Here is a 4,922-nt window from a genome sequence, read left to right as displayed (position 1 = left end):
CGGAGACGCCGAGGTCCGCGCCGACGGCGGTGAGCAGTCCCACCGGCAGCAGTTCGGACGTGATCAGGCAGAAGATCCCGAGCGCGACGGCACACACGGCACCCCAGCCCTTCCACCCGGCGCGGACCCCGTCGGGAGCGGGGGCGGGAGCCGGAACCGGATCGGGGGCCGTGTCGGAGGCCGCGGAGAAGGCCCGATCGGGGCCGGGGTCGGCGGCAGGGCCGAGGTCGGGGCTCGGGCCGAGGTCGGCGGCAGGGCCGAGGTCGGGGCTCGGGTTCGGCGGGCGGTGGCCGGGCGCGGCGGCTTCATGCATGGGTCGTGACTCCGTACGGGGCGGGGCGGGCAGGCCGGTGGAGGGGTCCGCGGACCGGTCCCGCCCGGCGGCGGACCGTCGGACGAGCCGGTCCGCGGACCCGCACGGCAGCGCCGGGCGCCAGGGGTCGCGCCTCCCCCGGCACCCGTGCCGCCGTCTCCATCCCGAACCTTGTCCGGAATTACCCGTCCGGTCCACCCCCGTCCACGCACGAACCCTCCCGGACCGGTGAAACCTCCGGCCGTGGCGGAAACGGTCAAAGTGAGCCTGCCGAATCGGTTCACCAAGGCCTGCGGAGCACCCCACCCGCTACGGACCGGCCCCCGATCCGCAGCCGATCCGTGGTGCGGTCACCCACACGCGTGAGCACGGCATCCGGGCGTCCGGCCCGTGCGGCATGGTGGTCCGATGCAGTTACGCCGGGCCCTGCCCCTCTCCCTCGTCGCGCTCCTCGCGAGCGCCGGCTGCGTAGCGGTCGGCCCGCGCGTCCCCGACGTGCCCGCGCGTGGCTCCGTACCGCCCGTCGACGCGCCCGAGTCGCCCGTATCGCCCGACGCGCCCGGCGGGAACCGGCCGGGGGACGCCTCCGGCGTCACCGGTCCGCACGATCCGCCCGGCGAACCGCTGCCCCTCGGCACCCTCCCGTCGGCTCCCGGCGCGGCCGGGCACGCCCAGGACGGACGCGACTCACGGGACGGACGGGACACACGGGACGCCCGGGACGGACAGGACCGCGAGCACGGCCGGCGCGCCGCCAAGGCCCCCCGCCCGGCCGGCGAACGCCACACGAAGCCGGCCGCACCCCGCCGCGCGCACCCGCCGCAGTCCGCGCCCGCCCGGGCAGGACGCCAGCCGGCCCCGACGCCGCGGCTCGACGAGTTGTGCGCGGCCGCGGAGGGGACCGTGCCACCGTCGATCGTGGACCTGTGCATCCGGCAGTCGGGACACCGCTGACCTGGACCGATGCCCTCGTATTCTGGTCGGGCTTGACCCTCACACCGTGTCAGGCCCTGCACTGGAAGGCGTCATGTTCATCATCGGAGACTTCGCCAAGCACGGCCGGGTATCGGTCCGCATGCTGCGTCACTACGACGCCCTCGGACTGCTGCGCCCGGCCCGTGTCGACCCCGTCAGCGGCTACCGCTACTACGAGGCCGGGCAGCTCGCCCGCCTCAACCGCGTCATCGCGCTCAAAGAGCTCGGCTTCAGCCTGGAACAGGTGGGCTCGATACTCGACGAGCTCGTGGGCGCGGAGGAGCTGCGCGGCATGCTGCGGCTGCGGCAGGCGGAACTGGAGTCGGCCATGGCCGCCGCGGCGGCCCGGCTGACCCAAGTCGAGTCGAGGCTCCGGACCATCGAGAACGAGGGAACCATGCCGTCCATCGACATCGTCGTGAAGAGCCTTCCGCCCGTCCGCCTGGCCGAACTGAGCGGCGTCGCGGGGAGCTACGAGCCCCAGGACATCTCGCCGGTCATCGGCCCCCTGTACGACGAGCTGTGCCGCCGCATCGACGAGGCGGGGGTGACGCCGACCGCTCCGGGCATCGCGTACTACGAGGACGCCGGGGACGCGGAGCGGCCCGGAGCCGTCCTCGTCCACGCGGGGCTGCCGGTGGGCCCCTCCGTACGGGCCGAGGACCTCGGGGGCGACGTACGGATCGTCGTGCTGCCGGCCGTGGAGCGGGCCGCGACGGTCGTGCACCGGGGTTCGATGGACTCCGTACTGCCGACCGCGCAGGCCCTCGCCCAGTGGATCGACGCGAACGGGGAACGTTCGTCCGGGTACGCGCGCGAACTGACCCTGGCCTGCCCGGAGGACCGCGACCAGTGGGTCACCGAGCTCCAGGAACCGCTCGGCGTCTGATGCCCGGCGACCTGGCCCCCGAGGCTCCGCCGGTGCGGCGCGTCCTCGTCGTCGGCATCAGCGGAGCCGGCAAGTCCACCCTGGCGGGAGAGCTGGGGCGGCTGCTCGGGCTGCCGTACCACGAGATGGACGTGCTGCACTTCTCCGGTCCGGGGTGGGCCGTCAGCCCGTCCTACGCCGCGGACACGGCCCGGATCGCGGAGGGCGAGCGGTGGATCCTGGACTCCCACGGGCCCGAGGACGTACGGGACCTCCTGTGGCGGCGGGCCGACACCGTGGTGTGGCTGGACCACCCGCGCCGCGTCGTCATGCGACGGGTGCTGCTGCGCTCACTGCGCCGGAGCCTGCTGCGGGAGCGGCTCTTCGGCGGCAACCGGGAGCGGTGGCGCGAGTGGCTGCGCCCCGACCACCCGGCATGGTGGGCCTGGTCGCGGTACGCGTCCCGGCGCGCGGAGATCGGCCGGCTGGCCGGCGACGCGCGGTTCGCCCCGCTGCGGGTCGTCCGGCTGCGCTCCCCTCGGGCGGCCGATGCCTGGCTGCGGTCTCAGCGGCCCGCCGGGCGGCGGCCGGTGACGTAGGCGCAGCCCCGGACGGTGCCGCGCACGGTGCCCCGGCGGGCCGAACGCAGCCGGCGCATCGTGGCGTGCCCGCGACGGCGCCACTCGGCCCGGGGCAGCCCGGCGCGCTGGCCTCCGCCGGTGATCAGTGCGTTGACGGGTGCGTGCGGGTCGGCCGCCAGCCCCTTGGCGACCAGGACCCCGACCACGAGCGGAACCAGGGCCACGGCCAGCGCCGAACCGGCGGTGGTCACGTGCCGCTGCACGCGCGGCCGGTTCGCGGTGCGCGCGGTGGCGGTCACGGTCGCGGTCGCGGTGGACGAGGAGGCTTCGGAGGTCATGTCCCCCATTCGATCACCGGGGGCGGTCGGGGGAATCGGGGCGGATACTCAGGCCGTTGGGTGTGAGGTACTCAGACGCGCACGGACGAGGAGGCGGCGACCAGTGACCACACCGGGGCAGGGCTTCGAACCGGCGAGCGGCGACGGCCCGGCGCCTCCCGAAGCCGGACGGGCCGCGGAGCTCCGCACCGCATACGAGGGCTTGTTGCAGATCCGCCGCCTGGTCAACGGACCGGCGGGGACCACGGTTCCCGCACCGTGGGAGCTGCGCCTGATGCCGCGCGCGGTGGCCCTCGCCCTGGAGGCATCGGGCATCCCCCCGTCGGCGCAGGACCGGCGGGACGCCCCATCGGAGCAGGACCGGCCGGACTCCCCGCCGGATCCGCCGGCGCCGCGTACGCGGACCGGATACCGGGTGGGCCCGGCCGCGTCCGGCGCCGGCCGGGTGGAGGTGACCTGGCTCGGCCCGCCGGGCGGCGGCGCGGCCGAGGAGGAGCAGGAACGCCTGACCGCCTGCGCGGCGGTGCTCGAACGGCTCGGCTGGGTCTGCCTGTTGTACCGCGGCCCGCGCCGCCGCCGCTTCCTGGAGGTGGAACCGCCGCCGGCTCCCTGACCGGCCCGGCCCGGGCCTGACCGCCCAGGCCCGGCGAAAACCATTACCCCGCACCGCGGCACCGCGACACACTCGCCCGATGGGAATGCTCGACGTACAGGCGGACCGCGTACGCGCCGGCGCGACGGTGGAGTTCCGGCCCACCGGGACATCGATGGTCCCGCTCGTCCACAGCCGCCAGCGGGTCCGCGTGGCCCCGGCCGAACCCGCCCTGCTGGAGCCCGGGGACATCGTCCTGGCCCGGGTGTCCGGCACGGTGTACCTGCACCTGGTCACGGCGGTGGACGCTCCGCGCCGCCGCATCCAGATCGGCAACAACCGGGGCCACGTGAACGGCTGGACGAGCCGCGACCGCGTCTACGGCATCTGCGTGGCGGTGGAGGACGTCCCCCGGCCCCGCGCGGCGGCCAAGGTCCGCGCGCAGGAAACCCCCGGGCAGACTGATGCACCCCTACGGAGAGGTGGTCGAGGTGTCAACGGACCGACGGCCGATGGACCTTGAGGCGTACGTGGCGCGGACCCGCAGCGGCCCGTGCTTCGTCTGTGCGTTCCTGGCCGGGAACCCGGGCTACCCGCACGAGACGGTTTTCGAGGACGCCGATCACGTGGCGTTCCTCGACAGGTGGCCCACGGTGCCGGGCAAGGTCCTGGTCGCCCCCAAGAGGCACGTCGAGCACGCCGTGCGCGACCTGGACGAGGCGGCCTACGGCCGGCTCATGCTGTTCGTCCGGGAGATCGCCCTCGCCGTCGAGGCCGTGTGCGAGCCGGAGCGCACCTACCTCTACTCGCTCGGCAGCCAGCAGGGCAATGCGCACCTGCACTGGCACATCGCCGCTCTGCCGCCCGGAGTCCCGTACCCGGAGCAGCAGTTCCACGCCCTGATGACGGAGAACGGTGTCCTGGCGCTGCCGCCGGACGAGGCGGTCGCGATGGCCGCGCGCCTGCGCGGGGCGGTCATCGCCCGGGGCGTGCTCGAGCCGGGATGACCGGCGAACTCCTCACCCGCCACGGGCCGCCGCCGCAGGACTGGCCCTGGCCGGCACCTTCGCCGCTCGACAGGCGGCCACAGCTCCACCCCGGCGCTCCGCGACGTGGCGTCCACCCGGCTGGTGGCGCTTCGAAACGTGGCGCGGCCTGGGCCGGCCCGGCCCAGGCCGGCCCTTTCAGATCGTGCCGATCGTGCCGATCGTGCCGATCGGTCCGGGAGAACCGCCCGGACCGATCAGCCGGAGGG

The 4,922-nt window shown here is 75.2% G+C and carries 7 protein-coding genes and 1 pseudogene; 6 read left to right on the top strand and 2 right to left on the bottom strand.

Annotated features, from left to right (window positions below; all coding sequences use genetic code 11):
- A pseudogene (locus ACWGDE_RS36160) lies at positions 1–313 on the bottom strand (hypothetical protein); the annotation flags it as partial.
- A 408-nt stretch (positions 314–721) separates the two neighbouring features.
- On the opposite strand from ACWGDE_RS36160, the gene ACWGDE_RS36155 reads away from it, so the two are divergent.
- The 3 genes from ACWGDE_RS36155 (at position 722) to ACWGDE_RS36145 (ending at position 2,755) form a co-directional block, all read left to right on the top strand.
- Positions 722–1,267, top strand: a complete 546-nt coding sequence (locus ACWGDE_RS36155; RefSeq protein ID WP_453393315.1) for a hypothetical protein — start codon at positions 722–724, stop codon at positions 1,265–1,267.
- A gap of 73 nt (positions 1,268–1,340) precedes the next feature.
- Positions 1,341–2,177: a MerR family transcriptional regulator gene (locus ACWGDE_RS36150; protein WP_453393316.1), complete on the top strand. Its 837-nt coding sequence runs from the start codon at positions 1,341–1,343 to the stop codon at positions 2,175–2,177.
- The gene (locus ACWGDE_RS36145) at positions 2,177–2,755 is read left to right on the top strand and encodes an adenylate kinase (protein WP_453393314.1); all 579 of its coding nucleotides are present in this window, start codon (positions 2,177–2,179) and stop codon (positions 2,753–2,755) included. The genes ACWGDE_RS36150 and ACWGDE_RS36145 overlap by 1 nt, the downstream gene beginning before the upstream one ends.
- Here ACWGDE_RS36145 and ACWGDE_RS36140 read toward each other — a convergent pair.
- Positions 2,722–3,075, bottom strand: coding sequence for a hypothetical protein (locus ACWGDE_RS36140; RefSeq protein WP_453393313.1), 354 nt, complete (start codon positions 3,073–3,075; stop codon positions 2,722–2,724). The genes ACWGDE_RS36145 and ACWGDE_RS36140 overlap by 34 nt on opposite strands.
- 103 nt (positions 3,076–3,178) lie before the next feature.
- Between ACWGDE_RS36140 and ACWGDE_RS36135 the strand changes: the two genes are divergently transcribed.
- The 3 genes from ACWGDE_RS36135 to ACWGDE_RS36125 all read left to right on the top strand — a co-directional run bounded on the left by ACWGDE_RS36135 (position 3,179) and on the right by ACWGDE_RS36125 (position 4,674).
- Positions 3,179–3,688, top strand: a complete 510-nt coding sequence (locus ACWGDE_RS36135) for a hypothetical protein (protein WP_453393312.1) — start codon at positions 3,179–3,181, stop codon at positions 3,686–3,688.
- A 79-nt stretch (positions 3,689–3,767) separates the two neighbouring features.
- The gene (locus ACWGDE_RS36130; protein WP_453393311.1) at positions 3,768–4,190 is read left to right on the top strand and encodes a S26 family signal peptidase; all 423 of its coding nucleotides are present in this window, start codon (positions 3,768–3,770) and stop codon (positions 4,188–4,190) included.
- The gene (locus ACWGDE_RS36125) at positions 4,180–4,674 is read left to right on the top strand and encodes an HIT family protein (RefSeq protein ID WP_453393310.1); all 495 of its coding nucleotides are present in this window, start codon (positions 4,180–4,182) and stop codon (positions 4,672–4,674) included. Before ACWGDE_RS36130 ends, ACWGDE_RS36125 begins: the two co-directional genes overlap by 11 nt.
- The last annotated feature ends 248 nt before the right edge of the window (positions 4,675–4,922 follow it).

The organism is Streptomyces sp. NPDC054956 (genome assembly GCF_053609185.1).
Note: the sequence above shows the minus strand (reverse complement) of the source record. Positions and strands in the feature narration are given on the sequence as shown.